Origin of the sequence: Dermacoccus barathri (assembly GCF_015070805.1) — a bacterium.
Taxonomy (GTDB): Bacteria; Actinomycetota; Actinomycetes; order Actinomycetales; family Dermatophilaceae; genus Dermacoccus; species Dermacoccus abyssi.
Window position 1 is genome coordinate 49,163 of record NZ_JADCTK010000008.1, and the last position, 20,840, is coordinate 70,002.

The 20,840-nt window shown below is 68.3% G+C and carries 21 protein-coding genes; 12 read left to right on the forward strand and 9 right to left on the reverse strand.

The annotated features are described in order from the left end of the window. Positions 1–45: 45 nt before the first annotated feature. Both IM689_RS13590 and IM689_RS13595 read right to left on the reverse strand, forming a co-directional pair. The gene (locus IM689_RS13590; RefSeq protein ID WP_227484870.1) at positions 46–1,242 is read right to left on the reverse strand and encodes a hypothetical protein; all 1,197 of its coding nucleotides are present in this window, start codon (positions 1,240–1,242) and stop codon (positions 46–48) included. A 113-nt stretch (positions 1,243–1,355) separates the two neighbouring features. Continuing rightward, positions 1,356–1,649, reverse strand: a complete 294-nt coding sequence (locus IM689_RS13595; RefSeq protein WP_193644405.1) for a hypothetical protein — start codon at positions 1,647–1,649, stop codon at positions 1,356–1,358. Here IM689_RS13595 and IM689_RS13600 point away from each other — a divergent pair. Further along, entirely contained in the window at positions 1,627–2,433 is an 807-nt protein-coding gene (locus tag IM689_RS13600) for a hypothetical protein (protein ID WP_193644406.1), read from the forward strand. The two genes, IM689_RS13595 and IM689_RS13600, sit on opposite strands and share 23 nt — an antisense overlap. A 328-nt stretch (positions 2,434–2,761) precedes the next feature. On the opposite strand, the gene IM689_RS13605 is transcribed toward IM689_RS13600, so the two are convergent. After that, the gene (locus tag IM689_RS13605; RefSeq protein ID WP_193644407.1) at positions 2,762–4,402 is read right to left on the reverse strand and encodes a solute symporter family protein; all 1,641 of its coding nucleotides are present in this window, start codon (positions 4,400–4,402) and stop codon (positions 2,762–2,764) included. Further along, on the reverse strand, positions 4,402–4,746 hold the full coding sequence (locus IM689_RS13610; protein ID WP_193644440.1) for a DUF485 domain-containing protein: 345 nt from the start codon (positions 4,744–4,746) through the stop codon (positions 4,402–4,404). Before IM689_RS13610 ends, IM689_RS13605 begins: the two co-directional genes overlap by 1 nt. A gap of 374 nt (positions 4,747–5,120) precedes the next feature. Here IM689_RS13610 and IM689_RS13615 point away from each other — a divergent pair, with 374 nt between their 5' ends. Beyond that, positions 5,121–5,789, forward strand: a complete 669-nt coding sequence (locus IM689_RS13615; RefSeq protein WP_193644408.1) for a hypothetical protein — start codon at positions 5,121–5,123, stop codon at positions 5,787–5,789. Between the two features lie 4 nt (positions 5,790–5,793). Here the strand turns inward: IM689_RS13615 and IM689_RS13620 are convergent, their stop codons facing one another. Together IM689_RS13620 and IM689_RS13625 are read right to left on the reverse strand one after the other, a co-directional pair. Continuing rightward, positions 5,794–6,342, reverse strand: a complete 549-nt coding sequence (locus IM689_RS13620; protein ID WP_227484871.1) for a TM2 domain-containing protein — start codon at positions 6,340–6,342, stop codon at positions 5,794–5,796. Positions 6,343–6,460: 118 nt separating this feature from the next. After that, complete coding sequence (locus tag IM689_RS13625) at positions 6,461–7,471, reverse strand: hypothetical protein (protein WP_193644409.1); 1,011 nt, start codon at positions 7,469–7,471, stop codon at positions 6,461–6,463. A 233-nt stretch (positions 7,472–7,704) separates the two neighbouring features. On the opposite strand from IM689_RS13625, the gene IM689_RS13630 reads away from it, so the two are divergent. Further along, positions 7,705–8,148 carry a hypothetical protein gene (locus tag IM689_RS13630; protein WP_193644410.1) on the forward strand — a complete coding sequence of 148 codons (444 nt, stop codon included), beginning with the start codon at positions 7,705–7,707 and terminating at the stop codon, positions 8,146–8,148. A gap of 5 nt (positions 8,149–8,153) precedes the next feature. Here the strand turns inward: IM689_RS13630 and IM689_RS13635 are convergent, their stop codons facing one another. Together IM689_RS13635 and IM689_RS13640 are read right to left on the reverse strand one after the other, a co-directional pair. Then, entirely contained in the window at positions 8,154–9,797 is a 1,644-nt protein-coding gene (locus IM689_RS13635) for an AAA family ATPase (protein ID WP_193644411.1), read from the reverse strand. 3 nt (positions 9,798–9,800) lie between these two features. Further along, a complete protein-coding gene (locus IM689_RS13640) occupies positions 9,801–12,752 on the reverse strand; it encodes a hypothetical protein (protein WP_193644412.1) in 2,952 nt (983 codons plus the stop codon). A 193-nt stretch (positions 12,753–12,945) separates the two neighbouring features. Between IM689_RS13640 and IM689_RS14815 the strand changes: the two genes are divergently transcribed. The 7 genes from IM689_RS14815 to IM689_RS13675 all read left to right on the forward strand — a co-directional run bounded on the left by IM689_RS14815 (position 12,946) and on the right by IM689_RS13675 (position 18,248). Continuing rightward, on the forward strand, positions 12,946–13,365 hold the full coding sequence (locus tag IM689_RS14815) for an excalibur calcium-binding domain-containing protein (RefSeq protein WP_227484872.1): 420 nt from the start codon (positions 12,946–12,948) through the stop codon (positions 13,363–13,365). 146 nt (positions 13,366–13,511) lie between these two features. Next, positions 13,512–14,120 (forward strand): hypothetical protein, encoded by a 609-nt coding sequence (locus IM689_RS13650; RefSeq protein WP_193644413.1) that lies wholly within the window; start codon positions 13,512–13,514, stop codon positions 14,118–14,120. A gap of 172 nt (positions 14,121–14,292) precedes the next feature. After that, entirely contained in the window at positions 14,293–14,982 is a 690-nt protein-coding gene (locus IM689_RS13655; RefSeq protein WP_182434797.1) for an LppP/LprE family lipoprotein, read from the forward strand. Positions 14,983–15,110: 128 nt separating this feature from the next. Continuing rightward, positions 15,111–16,460 carry a TrkH family potassium uptake protein gene (locus IM689_RS13660; RefSeq protein WP_193644414.1) on the forward strand — a complete coding sequence of 450 codons (1,350 nt, stop codon included), beginning with the start codon at positions 15,111–15,113 and terminating at the stop codon, positions 16,458–16,460. Continuing rightward, positions 16,453–17,118 carry a potassium channel family protein gene (locus IM689_RS13665; RefSeq protein ID WP_047310820.1) on the forward strand — a complete coding sequence of 222 codons (666 nt, stop codon included), beginning with the start codon at positions 16,453–16,455 and terminating at the stop codon, positions 17,116–17,118. Before IM689_RS13660 ends, IM689_RS13665 begins: the two co-directional genes overlap by 8 nt. 50 nt (positions 17,119–17,168) lie before the next feature. Further along, positions 17,169–17,444 carry a DUF7218 family protein gene (locus IM689_RS13670; protein ID WP_193644415.1) on the forward strand — a complete coding sequence of 92 codons (276 nt, stop codon included), beginning with the start codon at positions 17,169–17,171 and terminating at the stop codon, positions 17,442–17,444. Positions 17,445–17,549: 105 nt separating this feature from the next. Continuing rightward, positions 17,550–18,248, forward strand: coding sequence for a hypothetical protein (locus IM689_RS13675; protein ID WP_193644416.1), 699 nt, complete (start codon positions 17,550–17,552; stop codon positions 18,246–18,248). A gap of 3 nt (positions 18,249–18,251) precedes the next feature. Here IM689_RS13675 and IM689_RS13680 read toward each other — a convergent pair whose 3' ends face one another. Then, entirely contained in the window at positions 18,252–18,770 is a 519-nt protein-coding gene (locus tag IM689_RS13680; RefSeq protein WP_193644417.1) for a hypothetical protein, read from the reverse strand. Between the two features lie 119 nt (positions 18,771–18,889). On the opposite strand from IM689_RS13680, the gene IM689_RS13685 reads away from it, so the two are divergent. Together IM689_RS13685 and IM689_RS13690 are read left to right on the forward strand one after the other, a co-directional pair. Beyond that, complete coding sequence (locus IM689_RS13685; RefSeq protein WP_193644418.1) at positions 18,890–19,801, forward strand: DNA-formamidopyrimidine glycosylase family protein; 912 nt, start codon at positions 18,890–18,892, stop codon at positions 19,799–19,801. Positions 19,802–19,934: 133 nt separating this feature from the next. Next, positions 19,935–20,828 (forward strand): glucose 1-dehydrogenase, encoded by an 894-nt coding sequence (locus IM689_RS13690; protein WP_047310826.1) that lies wholly within the window; start codon positions 19,935–19,937, stop codon positions 20,826–20,828. Positions 20,829–20,840 lie beyond the last annotated feature (12 nt).

The window sequence follows — 20,840 nt, forward strand, 5'->3', positions numbered from 1 at the left end:
GAGGGGCCGCGTAACTGGAGAGTACGTGCGGTTGGGGGTGCCGCCTCAGTGGTCGTCGGCTTCGGGTTCGCGGGTGTAAGCGGCGGCGCGGATGATGTCGTCCTCCTCGAGCCCTGCACCCACTGCGCCGCCGAGGGTGGCGAGTGACGCCGTCATCCAGGCGATGTCGACGATGCGTCCGACGCTCCACTCCTGGTCCGAGAGCTGCTTGAACGAACCGCCGTCGAGCAGCAGGAACGCCGCCGCGAGCGCCAGGAGGAACACGGCCAAATAGAACACCGTGACGCCGATCGTCATCGTGAGCACGGTGGCGACGTTGAAGAGCGTCACCTGTTCACGTTCGGCACGGCGGCGCGGCTTCTCCCACAGGCGAGCACCCACGATGAGTGACGCCGTCACTGCGGCCACCGCGATGAGCGACAGCAACCCCAAGCGGCCGGGGCCGTAGTTGCTCGCGAGCACCCAGATGTCGGGCGTGATGAGCATGAGCGCGCCGGCGGCCGCCGTCACGGCGATGAGCTGCGTGAGGCGCAGCGCCAGGGTCAGGGGTCGATTGGCGCGCACGAGCCCGAGCAGGACCCCGACGTTCCCGCCGAGCACGCGGGCGGCGAACTGGGCCGGGTTCTCCCCGGCGTGCGCCTCGATGTCCTCGGAGCGCTGGCGAGCGCGGCGCAGAATGTCGTCGACGGAGTCGTCGTCGTCGAAGTCGAGGATCTCCTCGACGAGCGTGAGGCACGCCTTGCGCACCCTCGTCGGCACCTGGACGACCCCGAGCGCGGGCACGACGACGAGCCCGACCCCGTGCACCGGCGACAGCTGCGTCTTCACGACGCGCCGTCCGTCCTTGAGCGGGAAGTCGGTGAGGACGAGGACGAGATCCCAGTCCTCGTCGAGCATCCGGTCGCGGGCCGACTCCATGAGGTCGAGGGGCATGACCGGCGGTTCCTCGAGACGATCCGCCACGACGACGACGTTCCAGTCGATCTGCGCGTAGCGCTGGGAGAGTTCGGCGTCCAGGTCAGCACCGACGCTCTCGCGCGTCACGGACTTCACGCTCGGCGAGACGATGACGCCGACGTCGAGGCGCGGGCGGTCGCCCTCCTGCGCCGAGGCTTTGCCAGTGCTCGGATCACTTCGCGAGTCGTCGACGGGTAGCGCCTGTGTTGCATCGTCGTGCCGGTCAGCGTGGTCGCCGAATCGCGTCGCGCCGCTGAGCGGCTGCCCGTCCTGTGACTCGTTCATTCGCACCATTCTTCCCCGGCGGCAGCCGACGCCCAAGCGGACCACAACCGCTCAGGGAACATCTCCCGCACGAACGCCTCGTCGCGGACAGACAGGGTTGTCCGTTCCCGGTCCTATGCTGCGTTCAAGGGACAGAGGGGAACGATTCGCACCATCACCACCGTCACGCTGCTGACATCGCTCGGGGCCCTCGGGGCCTGCGGGCAGGGGTCCAGTCGGGAGTCGGCAGCACCGTCGACTCCCGGCTCGAAGCAGACATCGACCACGCCTTCCACCTCGGTGGCGGCCACGTCCAGCTCGTCGACCTCGTCGACCTCATCGACCACAACGAGCAGCGCGTCACCGTCCTCGACCGCGAAGCGCCCGCCGGCACCGCTGTCGCAGGTGTGGAACCCGGCCGCGGGCAACTGCGAGCTGCTCGACAAGATCACCGAGAAGGTTCTGGCCGAGAAGCAGGCCGTCACCGACTACGAGGTCGAGTCCGACGGGTGCTACCGCATCGCGGCCTCGAACGAGTCGAAGGCGGTGAGCCTCTACTCGCGCACCGAGACGGCGGAGCAGTACATCGCCCAGCGCAAAACTCAGGGGCCGGTCTCGTCGTCCACGGTTGCCGACGGGCCCACCGCGCAGACGCTCTGGGTGACCCGCACGACGGACGGCTCCACGATGTCGGACGTCATCTGGCGCGGTGACGACGGCCGCACCTGGCTGCTTTCGTACAGCGGCCCCGACGCCCACGGGGCCGCGAAGCAGCGCATGCTCGCCGCGGCGCGGACCGTCGACCAGTACATCGTGGCGGGCGGCGCGAGTTCAGCGACGACCACCGCCCAGACCCCGACGTTCGGTGTTGAGCAGCCCCCGGCCGGCACGACCACGGTCATGGCAGCGGGCCTCGGCGCGGTGAAGCCCAAGGAATTCGCGTTGAGCACTCACTCGACGACGTACGTCACGGACATCACCTGGACGAGCTGGGGTGGCCAGACCGCACGCGGCACCGGCAAGGCGAAGCACGCGCTCAAGGGAACGTCGATGGCGGATGCGCCGATCGAAACGGCCACGATCGTCGCGACCCTCGGCACGTGCAACGGCAAACCGGCGTACACGAAGGTGAACTGGTCGTTCCCCGGTGAACCGGAGGGTAAGAACGAGGCGAGCTGGGATCTCTGCGACCTCGACAGCGGCCTCCAGTAGGAAGCTGCCCCTCGGACCCCACGAGACGGACTCGAATGGCACCGCCCCACACCCGGGCGTAACCGGGTCGGGGGCAAAAAGGCACAAGGTTGGGAGTTTCCCAGCCAGTCACACACAAGTGAACCGAGAAACTCCCAACCTTGGGCGTTTCGCGCCGCCGTCTACAACCCACGCCCGGCAGACCGGGCCAGGGGCCCGCGCGAAACGAGTACACGCGGCTGACGCCGAACGACGCCCCCGGACAGTGAGCTTGCGAACTGTCCGAGGGCGTCGTGAGAAGTCGGCCGCCAAGAATATCGACTGATCGTTCTGAGCTTGCGAAGAAGGATCAGTGGTCGATGGCCTCCGCGACGCCGTGTCCGGTGAGGGAGCGAACCTCCATCTCGGCGTGCTTGGCCTCGTCGTACTCCTTCGACGTCAACGTGCCGATGATGCCGAGCGCGAAACCGACGGGGATGGAGATGAGACCGGGGTTGTCGAGCGGGAACCACTGGAAGTCGATGCCCTCGGGAAGCATCGCGAGGTTCTTGCCGGTGACCGGGTCGACCTTTCCGGAGACGACGGGCGAGAAGATGATGAGGCCGAGAGCGGTGCCGAGGCCGCCGTAGATCGACCACAGCGCGCCGCGCGTGTTGAACCGCTTCCAGAACAGCGAGTAGAGGATCGTCGGCAGGTTCGCGGACGCCGCGACGGCGAAGGCGAGGGCGACGAGGAACGCGACGTTCTGGTCCTTGGCGAGCATGCCGCCACCGACGGCGATGGCGCCACCGACGAGGGCTGCGATGCGGGCGACCTTGACCTCGTCCTCCTGCGAAGCCTGGCCGCGCTTCCACACCTGGTTGTACAGGTCGTGGGCGAACGTGGCGGACGTCGTGATCGTCAGACCGGCGACGACGGCGAGGATCGTGGCGAACGCGATGCCGGAGACGATGCCGAGCAGCGGCGACCCACCGAGTTCATACGCGAGCAGCGGTGCGGCGGCGTTGGCCTTACCGGGTGCGGCGTTGATCTTCTCCGGGCCGACGAGGGCGCCGGCCCCGAAGCCGATGACGAGCGTCAGCAGGTAGAAGCCACCGATGAGCCAGATGGCCCACTCGACGCTCTTACGGGCCTGGCGTGACGTCGGCACCGTGTAGAAGCGCTGAAGGACGTGGGGCAGACCGGCCGTACCGAGCACGAGCGCGAGCGACAGCGAGATGAAGTCGATCTTCGTCGTCGTGGTCTTGCCGTACTTGAGGCCCGGCTCGAGGAGCTTCTCGCCGGCCTTCGGGTTCTCCTTGACGGCGGCGTCGAAGAGGCCGGAGAGGCTGAAGCCGTACTTGCCGAGCACCCAGAACGTCATGATCGCGGCGGCGGCGATGAGCAGCACGGCCTTGATCATCTGCACCCAGGTGGTGCCCTTCATTCCGCCGATCATGACGTACATGACCATGACGACGCCGACGACGGCGATGACGAGGTTCTGCGCCGCGCTGCCCGAGATACCGAGGAGCAGGCTGACGAGGCCACCGGCACCGGCCATCTGCGCGAGCAGGTAGAAGAACGACACGGCGAGCGCCGACGACGCAGCGGCCATACGGACCGGGCGCTGCTTGAGGCGGTAGCTCAGGACGTCGGCCATCGTGAAGCGGCCGGTGTTGCGCATGAGCTCGGCGACGAGCAGGAGCGCGACCAGCCAGGCGACGAGGAAGCCGATGGAGTAGAGGAAGCCGTCGTAGCCCTGGAGGGCGATGGCGCCGGCGATGCCGAGGAAGCTGGCTGCCGAGAGGTAGTCACCGGCGATGGCGATGCCGTTCTGCTTGCCGGAGAACGCGGCGCCACCGGTGTACATCTCGCCGGCGGTCTTCTTGCCGGCGGCGACCTTGATGACGATGCCGAGCGTCGCGACGACGAACAGCACGAAGATGCCGATGTTGAGCGCCGGGTTGCCGACCGTGTTGTCGGCCGCAGGCATGAGTGCGGTGAACATCAGTGGCTCGCCTCCCCGTCGAGTCGTGCACCGACGGCGTCGGCGCGCGGGTCGAGCTCACGCCCGGCCCAGCGTGAGTACGTGAGCGTGATCGCGAAGGTCGTGACGAACTGTCCGAGGCCCATGAGGAGGCCGATGTTGATGTTGCCGAACACCTTGGTACCCATGAAGCCGGGCGCAAAGATCGACAGCAGGACGTACACGAAGTACCAGACGAGGAAGAACGCCGTCACGGGGAAGACGAACTTGCGGAACGTCGTACGCAGATCCTGAAACTCCGCGCTCTGCTGCACGGAGAGGTATCGCCGCGCCGCGGCGTCGTGATCGACGGGCTTGTCGACCACGGGTTCGGACGAACGATCCAGCTGCTCGTCCGGCTCATGTGGCGTACTCACGTGAGCCCCCTTCCCCCGGCCTTCCGGCACGGGAATCTGTGTGTTGGATCACACCTTTTGAACGTTGGACAAACCCTACGGAGGGCAGGTGTTTCACGCGGTTCGCGGCGCGACCTACTCACCGGTGTCGATCGGATTGTGATGATTTCTTCCCTATGCTTTGCGGGTGGTCGCGCGCAGCGATCCGAAGTGGGGTCACTCCGCCCGTCGACGCTGAACTGTGCGCCTTTGCGGCCCTCGACGGCCGAGGCGCGATTCCTCCCGGACGCGACACGCCGACGCCGGTTTGCACGAACATCCAGCGTTCGTAGACTCGGTGGTATATGGGTGAGGACGAGCCGTACTGGTACGACGACGAATACGACGATGAGTCCGAGAACGAAGAGGCTGATCGTTCCCGTCAGCGCGCCTTCGTGGGGGTCGTGACGGCTGCCGTCGTCGGATCCGTGGCTCTCGTGGGGGCCACCCTCTTCGCGAAACAGTTCGAGGGTGGCCGCAACAGCGACGAGCTACCCGGCTCTGTGGCTTCCTCGACGTCTGAGCCGTCGAGCTCTTCCTCGTCGACGAGTTCGCCGAGTTCTTCGAGCAGCTCGAGCTCCTCGTCCCCCTCTTCGGCCACGAGCTACGACTCGGCGGCGGCCAAGGCTGCCGCAGAGCGTGCAGCAGCCGCTGAACGCGCCCGCAAGGCAGCGGCAGCCCGCGTTGCGGCCGAGGCGCGGGCGTCGGCCTCCGCCAAGGCCAAGGCCAAGGCGAGTGCGTCGAAGAGCTCCAAGTCTTCCAGCGCGTCCAAGAGCTCGAGTTCGTCGAAGTCGCGTCCCAGCACGAGTTCGACCACGCCCAAGCCGACCTCGCCTAAGCCCACCACTCCCAAACCGACGACGCCGAAGCCTCCGTCTCCGACGAACACCTTCACCACTCAGCCGGAGCCGACGCCTCCGCCCGCGCCGTCGACCCCGCCTCCGGCCGCGCCGGAGGGCGCTCCCGCGTCATAACGCGTCAGGGGCCGAGCTTGCGGCCGTTGCCGTCGCGCACGGAGCCCGTCCACATGAGGATGGCGTCGACGAACGCCCACAGCGACAGGCCCATGAGGACGAGGAAGCCGATGCCGAAGATGAGCGTCACCATGCCGAAGAGCCACATGCCGAGCTGAATCGCGCCGACCGTCGTGTCACCGATGTAGAACCGCCCGACGCCGAGCCACCCGAGAAAGAACTGCAGAAGACCTGCGGCAACCTTCGACTTGTCCGACAGCGGCTCACCCGTGTACGGATCGACACGCCCCTGCCAGGGGCCGTCGAAACCGGCCGCGCCCGGCACGAAGCCCGGGGTCGGATGGGCCCGGAACACATTGGGCGTCGCCTGCGGCGGGTACGGATACGGCTGATGCGCGGGGTAACCGTCCGCGTACGGAGTGGAGCCGCTCGAATACCCGTACGGCGTCTGAGGCTGCGAGGGCGGCACCGGGCCCGACGACATGCGCGTGGGCTCGTCGTACACGGACCGGTCGTCGTCCCAGCCGCTCGTCTCCCACCCCTGGTTGCTCATGCTTCATGCTGGCACACGCCGGTGACAAAGGGTCCGAAGTTGTCCACAGGGGGATGAGACGAGCGGCGACCCGGACTACCGGATCGCCGCTCGTCGTAGACGCTTTCGCGCCGAAAGGTCAGTCGCGGAGCGCGCTGATCACACTCGTGATGACGAGCGCGATTCCGCCGATGAGACAGAGCGTCAGGCCCCAACCGCTGCCGGCGCTGAACGAGGCCTGATCACCCAAGGACGACATCTGGTCCTTGAGATCGGCCAGGTCGGAGCGCACGTCGAACCAGTCGTAGATGGCGACGGCCGACGCGACGAGACCCATCGCGACAGCACCCCACATGACCGGCTTGCGCACTCGCCCGATGGCGCGTAGCACACCGAGCGCGAGTGCGATGAGGGCCGGAATGAGGATGATCCAGCCGTCGGTGACCTTCTCCTGATCCGCGCCCGTGGAGCGCCCCTCAGGAGCGTTCGACGACTCCATGCCCAGGCCGTTCGTCGAGGCGGTGAAGTCGCCGGTCATGGGGTGACCCACCTTGACGAAGACCCAGGTGCCGAAGCAGCCGATGATGGCGAGGAGGGCCGTGGCGACGACCCCCCAACCCATGGTGCGTCCGATGCCGGCCTTCGGCTTCGCCTTCGTGTCGGTCGTCGCGAACGATCCGTTCTGTCCGAACTGACCGTACTGCTGCTGGTTGTTCTGGCCCGCGAAACCGTGACCGGCGGCGGGCTGGCTGTTCCACTGCTGGTTGCTGCCCGGTGCGCCGGACGAATGCTGCGCGCCCTGCGACGCGTAACCACCGCTGGGGTAGTTGCCCTGCGGCTGCGAGCCGTAGCCCTGGCCCGGCTGGTTCTGGCCGAACTGGCCCGGCTGACCCTGCTGGTTCGGCTGACCGCTCGGGTAGCCACCCTGCGACGGGTACTGCTGCTGGGGTGCCTGGCCCGGCACCGGCGGGTACTGCCCGGGGCCACCCTGAGGCTGCTGGCCGTTGTACCCCTGCTGCCCCTGGCCGTACTGGCCCGGCTGACCGCCGTTCTGCTGGTTCTGCCAGGTCTGCGCCGGACCCTGCTGGTTCTGGCCCTGGTGCGCCGCCTGGGTGGGCTGCTCGTCCCAGTTGCCGTTGTTGTTCGACATCTCTCGTCCCCTCCCGAAACCTGTGGTGTATCGATCGGTACAAAACTAGCCCCGACTCCCACCTCAGGACGACGCTAATGCGTTCCGCGCCGTAACTTTCGGGTCACGCCAGTTCGTCGTCGCCCTGGTCGCCGATACGTCGACCGCCCCGCAGCGGCTGGAAACCCCGCCCCTCTGAACCTTCCACTCGCGTCGCTTCGGAACCACAAGGCCGCTGACGGGGTCAAAGGGGCATGAGACGCACACAGGCACTGACGTTACGAGCCGGAGCAACCGGGTTGCTCGCCCTCCTCGCGGCCTGTTCGCAACCGGAGCCGTGTGCGTGCAGCGTCGCCCCGATCAGCGACTCGCTCATGCCCGTGGGCGTGGCGTCGCCGCAGGAGCCCGGGCAGGGGACGGTCAGACCGTCAACTCTCGTCGAGGGCGACACCCGGATCACCGACATCGTGTGGGACGACTGGGGGGCGGAAAACATCACGGCTCGCGGCACGATCGATGGCCGTCGCGTCACGTTGCGTCTGGTCGCCGCGCACTGCGCGGGCCGCGACCGCTACGTGGCACTCACCTATGGGACGCCTGCCGAGTTCGAGAAGGGCGGGACGACCACGCTGAGGATGTGCGAAGACCCGCCGTACACGCCTGGCTCACCGACGTCGACGGACACCCCGACGACGTAAGGCACTCAGATCGTCAGGGTGCCGCGGGCGAAGGCACCCAGGATGCGCTCGTGCGTCTGGCGGGGCAGGGCTCGTGATCCCGGTTCGCCGATCGGCGTTCCGGGACGCGCGGGCGCGGTGGCGAGCAGGTCGTCGAGTCCGGCACGCGCCACCATGAGCAGCCCGTGCGTCGCGCGAGTGCATGTGACGGCGAGGCGGCCGAACGCCGAGTTGAACTCGTCGAGTTTGCTCGCGCCCGAGAGCGGGTGGATGGCGACCGTGATGCCGTTCGTCTGCCCCTGCCAGGAGTCGACCGTCGAGGCGATGACTGCGCCCTCGGGCAGGTCGTAGCGATGCGTGAGGCGTTCGACGACGTCACTCATGTCGTCGACGGCCTGGTTGCGAGTTGCGAGCAGCGCGATGAGCGGGTCGCCGCCGAAGTCGTCGATGCCGTCGGTGCGCTCTCCCGTCGGTGACCCGTCAGGGCCGTAGGTGGCGCTGCGCAGTTCGAAGCCGTCGGCCACCAACTCGTCGAGGAGGGCCTCGATCGCCGCCACGAGCGGAACGTCGATGTCGGCGGCCTCCGCCTCGGGAAGGCCGTCGATCTCGAGGAGCGTCGGACGGCCGGTGCCGAGTTGGCGCCACACGTCGTCGGACGCAGCGCGCACCGGCATCAGCGCGTCGACGAGTTCGGGGCCGCCGATCTCCTCGCCGAAGGTCGGCTCATCGGCGCCTTCCCTCGCGCATACGCCCGCGACGATCGACCGATCGCCAGGCGCTGCAACGCAGTTCAGTTCGGCCCAGTCGGGGTAGAACGCCTGCCAGAGCCCCAGTTGCTCACCCGTGGGACGCCAGACGGCGGGCAGCTCACGCACCCACGTGACCCCGTGACGCTCGGCGTCGAGTCGTCGCGCCGTGATGCCGACGTACGACTCCGGCCATGCGCGGTACGGGTTGTAACCCGAGTCGCCGCGCCAGGGGTTGGCCGAGGAGTCGAGGGGCGGCAGCTGCCCGACGTCGCCGACGCCGACGTGAAGTTTCGACAACCACGAGACGCGGTCGAAGAGATGCTCCGCGAGTTGCCACGCCTCGTCGACGAAAAGGACGTCGAACAGCGGTTCGTGACGCGCGAGGTCGCGGCTCGTCTTCCAGGCATAACCGCGCATGCCCATCATCGCGGCGGTGGCGAGGATGACCGGTGTCTCGAGATCGAGCTCACCCGAACTGACGATGGTGCACCGCTCCGCGAGGTGGGGCGGCAGGGTGTCGCGGTCGATCGAGTTACTCATGACGAGCGCGACGTTCTCGGCGCCGAGATCCTGGCCCAGCGACTCCGCGAGCGACCACAGCTGCTTATTCGTGAACGCCGTGATGCCCACGCTGCGGCCGGTCGGTGTGCGCCCTTCGCCGAGGCCGCTCGCCTCAGCCACCATGCGCTTGAGAACGAACGACTTGCCCGCGCCCGCAGCGGCTTTGAGCAGGATGCGTCGCGCGGCCGGAGCCGCGTCGTCACCCTCGGGGTCGTAGGAGCGGAGGGCGTCGTCGACCGCCGCGAGCGCCGCGTGCAGTTCGGCCACGGCGTCAGCGGCCACGGCAGCGTTCGAGGCCGCGGCACTCGCGTGGTGCTGCGCGTTCTCAACGGGGGTGGGCGTGGTGAAGGTGAGAGCCATGGGTCACTCCCCCAGATCGTCGCGGGTGAGGTCGGAGGGCGGCTGCGTCGCGTCGACGTCTTCGTCGTCGGCCTGCGGCAGCGTGCCCTCCGCGATGTCGAAGGCATCCGTGTCGACGAGCGGCGGCCACACCTGCGGGTTGAGTTCGCCGGCCTCGCGGCGCTCGGCGAGGTAGTCGCTGAACTCGGCCTCGGCCGCCTCGTGCGGTTTGCAGCACCAGGCGTGGTTCTCCGGGTCGTTCGCGTACGAGTCCGGCCCGCACGCCTCGGCGTTGCGACTTGCCGGGCGGGGTGCGCTCGAGGTGTCGAGATTGGGCATCGGCACGGCGACCTCGCGGCGGTAGGAGAAGTTGCCGAACTTCTCGTAATCGCCGAGAACGATGTCGTCACCGACCGTGAGTTCGCGCGGTTCCTTGCCCTTGGTTGGATTCGCCGGCTCGAAACCGAAGAGCCGATAACCCACGGGCGCGGCCTCGTCGGGAAGCGCAACCCGTTCGACGTCGTCGAGGTCGAGAAGGGCGCCGATCGGGATGCGTCCCCACTTCGTCGGGCTCTTCGCGTTGGGGATGCCCTCGGCGATCGTCGGCTCGGCGTTAATGTGCAGGGCGACGACGTTCTGCCCGGCCGTGAAGCGCCGCGAACCGACGGCAAGCACGAGCGGGTTGTCGCCGACGACGCGGGCGAGCGCCACGTGCCTGACGCCGGCGTTGAGTGCGGCGTCGCGCGCTTCCTGCGGGTCGCCGAGCATGGCGAGCCCGTGGACGAACTCGGCGTCGCCGGACAGGATCTCGACCTGGCTGTTGCGCCACCACCGCGAGGTGCGGCCGAAGCGGACGAGGTCGCTTGCGTGCAGGTGGAGTCGACGGCGCCAGACCTCCTGCGCTGCGCCCTCGTGCGCCCGGTGAGCCACTCGCGTCGGAGCGTCGGGCAGATCGGCCAGAACGCTGCGGGCGTCGTCGAACAGGCTCAGTTTGTAGTCGAGCTCGTCACGGACCAGGTCGGGGAAAGGCGGCCCCTCGGGGGGTTTCACGTGAAACGAACCCTCGACGGCTTCCTGCTCATGGCGCTTGCGCCGCATCGAGATGTGCGAGAACAGTTCGTCGGAGCGATCGCGGCTCAGGCGCGCGCCGGGGGTCTCGTGGCGGTCGGCGATCTCATCAGACAGCGCCCGGTGATCGATCGGGGTCTCGCGCGTGGCCCACGCGAGCAGATAGTCGAGACGGCCGGCGTCACTCAGCGGGCCGCCGGGAATGACGTGCCGCGCCACGACGTCACGCAGGACGACAGTGGTGCTGCGCCCGACGAGAGCGCGAGAGCGGTCGTCTTCGAGGAGGAAGCTGACGGCGAGGCGCTGCTCGTCGGTGAGCGGAGCCGGCACGGTGGCGGGGTTGCCGTCGAAGGTGAGGGGCTCGCGTCCGGCCTCGAGGTCGCGCGCCCAGCGCAAGCGGCTCGTCTCGATACCGGCGAGGGAGTCGGCGATCGAGACGAGGAGGTCGGCGGTGGCGCGGTCGGGCACGACGAGGTGAACGGGGCTCGGGTCGGGCTCACCGTCCTTGTCGAGCGGCGCGGTCGCGAGGAGCTCCTTCATCGCCGCGGCGAGCTGCTCGCCGAGGAGCGACATCACGGCGAGTCGGGTGTCGGGTGCCTGCGGTTCGGCGGTGGCGAAGGACGCGAGTTCGCTCAAGGTGCCGTCGGTGAGCACCCGGCGAACGGCCATGCCGTAGACGCCGAGGGCGCTGCTGTCGGCCTTCGCGACGACGACCTCGATCGTGCCCGCCTCGCCCACGGGGTCGATACGGCCGTGCGGCGTCAACTGCGGCGCTCCCTCGAGGGTCGCGCGGACGGCGGCCGTCAGGGTTGTCGACGTGCGTTCGGGCGCGACGCCGTCGGTGACGAGGGCTGCGAGCGCCGGACGGTCGTCGGTGGGCGCCCCGATCTCGACGAGGACGTCGGTGGCGTCGGTCGACGTGCGCAACTGGTGACGGCAGTAGCGGAACATCGAGCAGGTCTGGCAAGAGGTGGGGTCGAACTCCTTCTCGCGGTGGTCGACCCACGCTTGCAGTTCGCTCTCGGGCACGTGGTCACCGCCCGTTTCGGCGTGCACCTCCTGGCGCAGCGCTTCGCGCTCGGCGGCGCGGGCGCGCACCTCGGCGCGGTGGTCGTCGAGGCGTTCGATGACGGCGGTGGGCTGGAGGAAGCTGTTGCGGGGCACGGCGAGCGCGCCGTAGGTGTGCACGCGCATGTCGGCGGGCCGCTTGCTCCAGGCTTCCGCGGACTCGGCGCCGAGGGCAACCTGGAGGAAGCCCTTGAGCATGCGGCCGTCGTCGATGCGGCTGCGCACGCGCTCGTAGTCCTTCGCATCACCCATGACGAGCCAGCTGCCGATGGCTTCGTCGCCGGCTGCGGTCATCGTCTCGTCGTTCGCGTCAGCTGCCTGGAGGGCTTCGTCGAGTTCGTCGGGGCCTGCGGCCCCCGGACCGAGTGGGTCGTCGGCGAATCGCGGTGTGACGATGGCGAAGTCGGGCTTGACGGGCGTAGCGCCGGTTTCGCCCTCGAGGCCCACGAAGGGCACGGCGAGCGACGTGATGAGGGTGCAGTGGCCGTGCTCGACCGCGGCCTCGTGCGCCTGCGCGAGGGCCTGCGCCGTGGCACCGACGGAGACGCGCGCGTCGAGGCGCGTGACGGCGTCGGGGCGGCGCAGGCGCAGGTCGCCGACAGCGGTGGTGAGCAGCGGAGAGACGAAGCGTTCGTCCTTGACGAGGCGTTCGAAGGTCATGGCGCGCATCCAGCGCGCCTCGGGGATGCCGCCGTCAGCGTCCGCGTGGCCGAGGCGTTCGGCCAGTTCACGACGCGCGAGGCCGGTCACCATCGGGTCGGTGTGGCGGAAGCGCTCGCACCCCGCGTGTGCCGAAGCGGCGACGGCCGACGAGCCCCCGCCCGTGCTCAGTGATCCCATTCGCTCCCCTTCACGCGCAGTCGCTCGCCATTGTGGCCGATGTCACCGACAGCCACCGGGATTCTGTAGACGTTCGGCGTCACATACGACGCGGAACGTCTACAGAATCAGACGGAGAGTCAGTCGAACTGTCAACACGTCGATCGTTCGTGCCCCACACTGGCGAGAGCATCGCTTCACGAGGAACGGCACCATGGAACACTTCAACTCCCCTCCCGGCTGGCCCCGTCCGCCATGGAACTGGCGGCCCGAGCCGGGTTGGCGCCCTGACCCCTCCTGGCCGGCGCCGCCGCAGGGGTGGAACTTCTGGGTCGACGACTACGGCTATCCCACGGCCGGACCACGCGGTCTCTTCGGGACGGAGGCGCCGGATTCCTCGAACTCGGCGACCCGCGCGCTACCCCTGAGCGAACCGAGCGCGACGACAACTTCACAGCAGCCGCAGTACCTCGTGTCGCCGACCACGCAGCAGCCGACTCAAGGAGGGGGTGGGTCCGCCGACTACCCCAACTGTGCGGCCGTCCGCGCTGCTGGGGCGGCCCCGATCCATGCTGGCGAGCCGGGCTACAGCCTCAAACTCGACCGCGATGGTGACGGGGTCGCCTGCGAGTAATCGGCACCGGATTCTGTAGACGTTCGGCGTCACATACGACGCGGAACGTCTACAGAATCGACGCGGAGGGGGTGTTACCCAGGCCACGTCGGGGCGTTCGCAATAATCGCCGTCACGCTTCGCACCCCGACGAAAGATGAGGCCTGATGTCGACGTCCCCCTCCGCCCGTGGCACCTTCCGCGAGGACGACGGCAGCCCCGTCGCCTTCGCCGACGCCCTCAAGGCCTGGACGCGCATCGGTTACGCCCTCCTCCTCGACACCGCCACCCGCTACAACGCGGTGACGACCTACAAGGAACTCACGACGCGCGTGCAGGACGAATCCGGCCTCCGCACGACGACGCCGAGCGCCACCCTCGCAGGCAAGATCCTCGAGCTGTGCGCCGTCCAGGCTGCGCAGCAAGGCGAGCCGCCGCTGACGTCGCTGTGTCTCAAGGCCGACGGAACCGTCGGAGCCGCCTACTGGCGCATCCCGACGGCGGAAGACGTCGAGCTGCCCGCCGTGACCGCCGATTCCGATGTCGAGGCGCACGCCGCCGAGCACCGGCTCCTGTGCTACCGCAAGCACGCCACGGACCTGCCCGCCGACGGCGGTACCGCCACCCTGCCCGAGCACCTCGTCGCTCGCCGCGAGCGCACCGAGCGTCGCGCCGAGAAGGCACGCATCGCCGAGCGCGCGGACGCCCCCAAGCCCGTGTGTCCCACGTGCTTCACACAGCTCCCGGCAAACGGCGTCTGCTGGCAGTGCGACTGACGCCCTGAGCCGACCGTTGGGCAGGGTTTCCTGCGGTTGGGCAGTCTCCGACTCGACCCAACCGCAGGAAAGTCTGCCCAACGATCCTTTGTGAAGGATCGTTTCTCCATGGAACCTCTCCGTCGTGCCCCGCGTCACAGAACCATCAGCAGGCACGACCAAGGAGAGAGCCATGAAGGTCACCCGCTCCGCCGTCACCGCCCTCGCGGCCACGGCCCTCACCCTCACCCTCGGCGCCTGCCAGCAGGAGCAGACCGCCGGAGGTTCGCCCAGCGTCACGGCGTCGTCGAGCGCTTCGTCCTCGTCAGCCTCGGGCGGCGGCTCGAGCACCACGTCCTCGGGCACGCCCACCCGAACCGCAACGTCGAGCGCGTCGGCCACGCGGTCGACGCCCGCAGCAACGACGCCGAGCACCACGAGCACCCCCGACTCCGAGGCGCAGTGCTCCACCTCCACCGCCTCCCAGGCCGCACGCGACGCTGCCAAGAGAGTGCCCCCGTACGACCCGGGGTTCGGCGACGGCACCCGCTGGAAGTACACGGCCGACTCCTCCATCAACGGGTGGGACCGCTGCGCCGGCCTTTCCTGGGTCGCTCTGCCCATCGAGCGCGGCACCGGCAGCTCCCCGTGGCAAATCGCCCTGTTCCGCCACGGCGAGTACCTCGGCACCGCGACCGCCAAGGGCTATGGCTTCTGGCCGACGATCACCCGCGTCAGCGACGACAAGATCAAGGTCGTCTACCACTGGCCCAAGGAGGGCGAGGGCACCGCGAACGCGAGCGGCACCACTGTCGCCTACTTCGCGTGGGACGACGTCGACCACACCGTCCGTATGACCGGCAGCACCCCGCCCGAGAACTGATCGAGCACCGGGCAGACTTCGCTGCGGTTGGGTAGTCGCCGACACGGCCTAACCGCAACGAACTCTGCCCAACGAACGAACCCGTCACTGCGGCAGGCGCAGGACGCCCCTGTGGGACACTGGCGGGCATGGCCGCAGCCACGCGAGGACGTCGCAAATTTCTGCGCCACCCCAGCCAGGTCGTGGCCCTCGCGTTCGCCGCCGCCATCCTCGTCGGGGCGGTGCTGCTCTCGCTACCCATCGCGACGCACGACCCGGGGCGCGCCCCCTTCGTCACGTCGCTGTTCACCGCGACGAGCGCCATCTGCGTCACCGGCCTGTCGACGGTGGACACCCCGAACTACTGGACCCCGTTCGGCCAGGTCGTCATCCTCGTCCTCGTCCAGATCGGCGGCTTCGGCGTCATGACGCTGGCGTCGCTGCTCGGCCTCGTTCTCGCGCGCAAGGTGGGGCTGCGCACGCGCGTCACGACGGCGCAGGAGACGAAGAGTCAGGCGATCGGTGACCTGCGCAGCCTCCTGCTCGGTGTCCTGCGCGTCACCGTCGTCATCGAGTCGGTGACGGCGATCGCGCTCGTTCTGCGATGGTGGCTCGGCTACGGCGAAAGTTTCGGGCGCGCCGCGTACCTCGGTGTCTTCCATGCCGTTTCGGCGTTCAACAACGCCGGTTTTGCGCTCTTCAGCGACAGCCTCATGTCGTACGCCACCGACCCGCTCATCGTCGGTCCCATCTCCATCGCCGTGACGCTCGGCGGCATCGGCTTCCCCGTCATCATGGAGCTGCTGCGCCAGCACAAGCCCCACCGCTGGAGCCTCCACACCAAGATCACGCTGCTCATGACGAGCGTTCTGCTCGTCGGCGGTGCCATCCTGCTCACGGCGCTCGAGTGGAACAACCCGCAGACGCTCGGCACCCACCACGGCTTCGACAAGCTGCTCGTCGGCCTCTTCCACTCCGTCGCGCCGCGCAGCAGCGGCTTCAACACGTGGGACAACGGCGCCATCGAGGACGGCACCCTCATCGCCACGATCGCGCTCATGTTCATCGGTGGCGGCTCGGCCGGCACCGCCGGTGGCATCAAGGTGACGACCTTCTTCCTCCTGCTCATCGCGATCATCGCCGAGGTGCGCGGTGAGGAGGACGCGACGGCGTTCGACCGCCGCATCGACTCGCGCGCCATGCGTCAGGCCCTCACCGTCGCGCTCATCGGTATCGCCGCGATCATCTCCGGCACGATCGCGCTGACGCAGATGACACACCTGCCGCTGCGTGATGCAATGTTCGAAACGACGTCGGCGTACGCCACCGTGGGCCTGTCCACCGGGGTGACGCCGGAACTGCCACCGTCGGCTCAGATCCTCGTCTCGGGCCTCATGTTCTTCGGCCGACTCGGGCCGATCACCCTCGTCTCCGCCCTCGCCATCCGCGAGAGTTCCCGCCGCTACAAGCTTCCGGAAGGCAGGCCCATCATTGGCTAGGAAGAACCTCTCCGACGGCGTCGTCGTCATCGGCCTCGGCCGTTTCGGCAAGTCGCTCGCCCTCGAACTCGAGCGAGAGGGCATCGAGGTGCTCGGCATCGACGCCTCCGACAAGCTCGTACAGCAGCTCGCCAACCGCCTCACGCACGTCGTGCAAGCCGACTCCACCGACGACAAGGCACTGCGTCAGCTCTCGGTTCACGAGTTCAGCCGCGCCGTCATCGCGATCGGCACCGACCTCGAATCGAGCGTCCTCACCGCTTCGATCCTGCTTGAAATGGGCATCTCGAACGTGTGGGCCAAGGCCGTCAGCCAGTCGCACGCGCGCATCCTGACGCAGCTCGGCGTCCACCACGTCGTGCGCCCGGAACACGACATGGGCCAGCGCGTCGCCCACCTCGTGCGCGGCCGGATGCTCGACTACATCGAGTTCGACGACGGCTACGCGCTCATCAAGACGCAGCCGCCCGCTGCGGTTCTCGGCAAGCCCCTCGCCGAGACGCGCGTGCGTTCGTACTACAACGTCACCGTCGTCGGCGTGAAGCGTGCGGGCCAGAGCTTCACCTATGCAACGCCGGAGACCGTTCTCGAGGAGGGCGACATCGTCATCGTCTCGGGCGAACGTGACGCCGTGGAGAACTTCAGCGACGAAACCTGACGTGGCACAGTGGAATTGCACTGAATCCCACGCGATCTCAAGGAGTGTCGATGGCTGAGAAGAAGGAAGACCCGGGCCCGTCGGTCAAGGACGACGAGATGTACGAGGCCCTGCGTCGAGAGGGCAACAGCAAGGAGAAGTCGGCACGCATCGCCAACGCGGCCGCCAACTCCTCGCGCAGCGAGGTCGGCGAGAAGGGCGGCGAAGCGGGCAGCTACGACGACTGGAGCGTTGACGAGTTGCACAAGCGGGCCGCCGAACTCGACATCGAGGGCCGCAGCTCGATGACAGAGGACGAACTCATCGAAGCTCTGCGCTCGCACTGACCGGGCTGATCGGCCCTGATCAACTCACAGGGAACCGACGGCCTGTGAACTACGTCTCAGCTGTGAAGGGGCGCTCGCGCCCTGCTGCACCTGGGAGGGAACACCATGCGCACCACCGCCGTCGCCGCTCTGACGCTCACCGCCGCGCTCGCCCTCGGGGCACGCCAGGACGAGGTCACCTCTGCGTCACCGTCGAGCACGGCGTCGTCCAGCGCGAGCAACACCACGGAGGGCCCGTCCTCCGCGTCGAACCCTCCACCCACGACGCGTGCTTGGAGCAAGACGCCGACGTCCGGCGCAACGGCTGCGAACGCTTCGGGTCGTGAGGCGATCACGTCCTTCGACTTCAAGAACGCCACGTGGACGACGGCGGACGGTTCGCGCGTCACGATGAAGAACGGCCGGGCACGCACGGCAGGAAGCGACGGCTCGACGCGCACCTACAGCGTGTCACCGCACTACCAGCTCTGGACGCACACTCCGCTGTTCTACGACCTCGACGACGACGGCTACGAAGACGCGATCGTCGTGCTCGAGGAGGCGGAGGGCAACGGCTACAGCGACACCCCCATCGTCTGGCTGGGTGGGCCGAGCGGACCGCGTCAGCTCACGACATCCGCCCTGCCGAGCGCTCAGCGATGCGGCACCTACATCAAGAGCATCAAGGTCGTCGACGGAGGAACGATCGTCGTGGAAGGCGCCGAGCGCAGCGAGAACCAGGTGTGCGCAGAGCTGCCGAACAAGCCGTTCACGCGCACCTTCTCGGTGAAGGGCAACCGGGTGGTCGAGCAGATCGTCGAGTGACGATCAGCGCGGCTGCACGGCTCCCGGGTAACGCCAGTTGAAGACGACTGCCTCGTCGTCGTCGAGGCACGAACCCGGCGCAGCGCCCTGGCCGACCATCTCATCGGGATTGTGCGAGCACGTGTAGCTGCCGACCTTCGAGGATGCGCCCTTGGCCCCCTCGGCTGTCGCTTCGTAGGTGGCCAAGGCCTTCTTCGCGTCGGCGCACGTGATGCCGCGACGGTCGTAGATGCGGCTTCCCCCGGCGTAGCAGTCGCCGGCGCGGGGGCCGGACAGCTGCTCGGCCGGATACGACGTCGACGGCGCCATGCTCTTGAGGTCGATGCCGCCGTCACCGATGGGCTCGTCGCCGCCGGGCGACGACTTCTGCGACGATTCCGACGGCTTGGGCGACGACGTTGCACTCACGGCTGACGAGGTTGAACTGCTCGTCTCGGACTGCGACGACTCGTCTCCCCCCGAGCATCCTGCGAGCATGACGACTCCGGTGAGGAGCATCGGCACGATACGTGCCCACGACATCTGGTCTCCTGACGGTCGGTGGTGGCATCTCATCGTGTCACGCAGGGGCGCACGGGCGTTTCACGTGAAACTCTCGTGTCGGATGACCACGAGAAGGATCCGACGAGCGAGGAGGCAGCATGCCGGAGGGCGACACCATCGTCTGGACCGCTCGACGCCTCGACGCTTCCCTGAGTGGAAAGGTCCTCACGCGCACCGACTTTCGTGTTCCGAGCCTCGCGACAACGGATCTGGCGGGGCGGGAGTCGCTTCCCGTTGCGACGTACGGCAAGCACCTGTTTCACCGCTTGTCCGGCGGCGTGACGATCCATTCGCATCTCAAGATGGAGGGCCGGTGGTCGACGCTCGTCGCACCCCATGCCGCTCCTCCGCGCGAGGCGAAGCGTCTCGAGACCCAGGTGCGGCGGGCCGAGCGCGGCCACACGACGCGGGCGTTGCTCTACGTCTCCGACGCACTCGCGGTGGGCTCGAAACTCGGCCTGCTCGACGTCATCCCGACGAGCGAGGAGCAGGCGATCACCGGCCGTCTCGGGCCCGACATCCTGGGCGAGAGCTGGCTGGAGTCCGGGTTGGACGCCGCCCTCGACAACCTGAGAGGCCAGCCCCAGCGCCTCCTCGGTGAGGCGTTGCTCGACCAGCGCAACCTTGCCGGGCTGGGTACCTTCTGGATCAGCGAGATGCTCTTCGTCCACGGCGTCTTGCCGTGGCTCGCGGTTGCCGAGGTGCCAGACGAGACACTGCGCGCGGTGCTCGACGACGCCCGCCGACTCATGCTCGCGAGCGCCACCACGGGTGTCCAGAGCTCGACGGGTCGCGCCGGTGATGGCGAAACGAAACGCGTCCACGCCCGCTCCGGGCTGCCGTGCGTGCGCTGCACGGACACGGTGCGCGTCGCGATGATCGGTGAATCCGGCCGTGAACGAACGCTGTTCAGCTGCCCGACGTGTCAGGGCGGCTACGCACCGAACGACGATCGCCGTCCGCAACGCCCCCTCGTCGAGCGTCCCGCCGGTGGTCGCCGAAGGGTGTGATTACCACCCTCTCGGGTCTGCCTGCTGTTCATCCGCGGTGCGTACCGTCAAGGGTGAACTGGCGCGCGTCGGCTCGCGGGGCCGCCCCGCACGCATCGACGCGCCTCGCACCGCATCTCTCGAGGAGTGAACGATGGCCGATCAGTACACCTTCACCAACCCCGTCACGCAGTACACGAACGAGAACTTCAGCGACCGTCAGCAGGGCTGGCCCGGCCTCGACACGAAGATGACGCCGAAGGCCGACCACGGTGAGGACACCTATCGCGGCAGCGGCCGCCTGGAGGGCCGCAAGGCGCTCATCACGGGCGGCGACTCCGGCATCGGTCGCGCCGTTGCCATTGCGTACGCGCGCGAGGGCGTCGACGTGGCGATCAACTACCACCCCGAGGAGCAGAAGGACGCCGAGAGCGTCCGCAAGCTCATCGAGGACGCCGGCCGCAAGGCCGTCCTGCTGCCGTGCGACCTCATGGACGAGGACGCCACGCGCCGCATGGTGAACGACGCCGTGGAGAAGCTCGGCGGCCTCGACATCCTCGTCAACAACGGGTCGCGTCAGCAGTACTGCGACGACATCGCCGACCTCACGAGCGCCGACTTCGACGCCACGTTCAAGACGAACGTGTACGCAATGTTCTGGATCACGCAGGAGGCCCTGCCGCACATGCCGGCCGGTTCGACGATCATCAACACGAGCTCGATCCAGGCCTACAAGCCGAGCGATCACCTGCTCGACTACGCGACGACGAAGGCCGCGATCAACACGTTCAGCAAGGGCCTCGCACAGCAGCTCGCGCCGAAGGGCATCCGCGTCAACGTCGTGGCGCCCGGCCCGTTCTGGACGCCGCTGCAGGTCTCGGGCGGCCAGCCGAAGGAGGCCCTGCCGGAGTTCGGGCAGAGCACGCCGATGGGACGTTCGGGGCAGCCGGCCGAGGTGGCGGGCGCCTACGTCTACCTGGCGTCGGCCGAATCGGGCTACGTGACGGGCGAAACGCTCAACATCAACGGGGGCATGGTCAGCCCCTGATCCGCGTGGTCG